The sequence below is a fragment of the Streptomyces sp. UH6 genome, assembly GCF_013421635.1.
GTDB lineage: Bacteria > Actinomycetota > Actinomycetes > Streptomycetales > Streptomycetaceae > Streptomyces > Streptomyces abyssomicinicus.
The window spans coordinates 1-2,332 of record NZ_JACADT010000903.1 but is presented as its reverse complement, the minus strand read 5'-3'; the positions used below and the strand labels follow the sequence as shown (position 1 = coordinate 2,332).

General features: G+C 74.0%; 2 protein-coding genes. Both read left to right on the top strand.

Features of this window, described 5'->3' with window-relative positions:
* Positions 1-1,184, top strand: a 1,184-nt coding sequence (locus HW445_RS27370) for an aldehyde dehydrogenase family protein (RefSeq protein WP_180223555.1), incomplete at its 5' end; no start/stop codon positions are given.
* Between the two features lie 13 nt (positions 1,185-1,197).
* Positions 1,198-2,280, top strand: a complete 1,083-nt coding sequence (locus tag HW445_RS27365) for a zinc-binding dehydrogenase (RefSeq protein WP_180223554.1) — start codon at positions 1,198-1,200, stop codon at positions 2,278-2,280.
* Positions 2,281-2,332: the final 52 nt, after the last annotated feature.

Below are 2,332 nucleotides of genomic sequence, written 5' to 3'. Positions count from 1 at the left end.
GTCTGGCCGCCCTGCGGGACGTGCTGACCGCCCGCAAGGACGAGATCGCCGAGACCGTCACCGCGGAGCTGGGAGCACCGCTCGGGTTCTCGCAGAAGGTGCACGCCGCCTCACCCATCGCGGTCTGCGGCTCCTACGCGGACCTGGCCGCCTCCTTCCCCTTCGAGGAGAAGGTCGGCAACTCCACGGTGTACCAGGAGCCGATCGGCGTGGTCGCCGCGATCACCCCGTGGAACTACCCGCTGCACCAGATCGTCGCCAAGGTGGCCCCGGCGCTGGCGGCGGGCTGCACGGTCGTCCTCAAGCCGGCCGAGGACACCCCGCTGACGGCTCAGCTCTTCGCCGAGGCGGTCCACGAGGCGGGGGTGCCGGCCGGTGTCTTCAACCTGGTCACCGGGCTGGGCCCGGTCACCGGGCAGGCGCTGGCCGAGCACGACGGCGTCGACATGGTGTCGTTCACCGGTTCCACCGCCGTCGGCCGTTCCCTCGCCGCCACCGCCGGGGCCGGGCTGAAGAAGGTCTCCCTCGAGCTGGGCGGCAAGTCCGCCAACGTGATCCTGCCGAGCGCCGACCTCGGCAGGGCGGTCGCGGTGGGCGTCGCCAACGTGATGGCCAACTCGGGCCAGACCTGCAGCGCCTGGACCCGGATGCTGGTCGACGCCGACCGGTACGAGGAGGCCGTGGAGCTCGCCGCGCAGGCCGCCGCCAAGTACGGCGACCGGATCGGGCCGCTGGTCAACGCCAAGCAGCAGGCACGGGTGCGCGGCTACATCGAGAAGGGCGTCGCCGAGGGCGCCCGCCTGGTGGCCGGCGGCCCCGAGGCTCCCGACGGGAAGGGCTTCCACGTCAGCCCCACCGTCTTCGCGGACGTCACCCCCGGGATGACCATCGCCCAGGAGGAGATCTTCGGGCCGGTGCTGTCCGTCCTGAAGTACCAGGACGAGGACGACGCGGTGCGCATCGCCAACGGCACCGTGTACGGGCTGGCCGGCGCGGTCTGGGCGGGCGACGAGGCGGAGGCCGTCGCCTTCGCGCGCCGCCTGGAGACCGGGCAGGTCGACATCAACGGCGGCCGGTTCAACCCGCTGGCCCCGTTCGGCGGCTACAAGCACTCCGGGGTGGGCCGGGAGCTCGGCTCGCACGGGCTCGCCGAATTCCTCCAGACCAAGTCCCTCCAGTTCTAGGAGCGTTCATCCCATGGTTCTCGCCGCCGTGGCGCCCGCGATCGGCGCGCCGCTGGAAGTCACCGAGATAGAACTCCCCCCGACCGGCCCCGGCCGGGTCCGGATCCGGCTCGCCGCCGCCGGGGTGTGCCACTCCGACCTCTCCATCGCCAACGGCACCATGCGGGTGCCGCTGCCGGCCGTCCTCGGGCACGAGGGCGCCGGTGTCGTGACCGAGGTGGGGGAGGGTGTCGGCCATGTCGCGGTGGGCGACCAGGTGGTGCTCAACTGGTCCCCGTCCTGCGGCAGCTGCCCGTCCTGCGACCTGGGTGAGGTCTGGCTGTGCGCCCGCTCGCTGGACGGGGCCACCGCCCCCTACGCCCGCCGGGCGTCGGACGGGCTGGAGCTGTACCCCGGGCTGAACGTGGCCGCCTTCGCCGAGGAGGCGGTGGTCGCCGCCAACACCGTGCTGCCGCTGCCCGAGGGCGTTCCGCTGACCGACGCGGCGCTGCTGGGGTGCGCGGTGCTCACCGGCTACGGCGCCGTGCACCACGCGGCGCGGGTGCGCGAGGGCGAGACGGTCGCCGTCCACGGCGTCGGCGGGGTGGGCCTGGCCACGGTCCAGGCGGCGCGGATCGCCGGGGCGTCGAAGATCATCGCGGTGGACGTCTCCCCGGCCAAGGAGGAGCTGGCACGGGCGGCCGGCGCGACCGACTACGTCGTCGCCTCCGAGCAGACGGCCCGGGAGATCCGCGGGCTCACCGGCAAGCAGGGCGTGGACGTCGCGGTGGAGTGCGCGGGGCGCGCGGTCACCATCCGCGCGGCCTGGGAGTCCACCCGGCGCGGCGGCCGCACGACGGTGGTGGGCATCGGGGGCAAGGACCAGCAGGTCACCTTCAACGCGCTGGAGATCTTCCACTGGGGGCGCACGCTGGCCGGCTGCGTCTACGGCAACTCCGACCCGGCGCGGGACCTGCCGGTGCTGGCGGAGCACGTCCGGGCGGGGCGGCTGGACCTCGGCATGCTGGTCACCGACCGCATCGGCCTCGCCGACATCCCGTCCGCGTTCGACAACATGACCGCCGGAAAGGGGGGTCGCGCCCTGGTCGTCTTCTGACCGGGAGCCGCGCTCCGGGGCCGCCCCCGTACGGGGGCCGCTCCGTTCGCGG

Coding starts and splice junctions, on each gene's coding strand:
- HW445_RS27365 (WP_180223554.1), top strand. CDS start 1,198: ATGGTTCTCGCCGCCGTGGCGCCCGCGATCGGCGCGCCGCTGGAAGTC.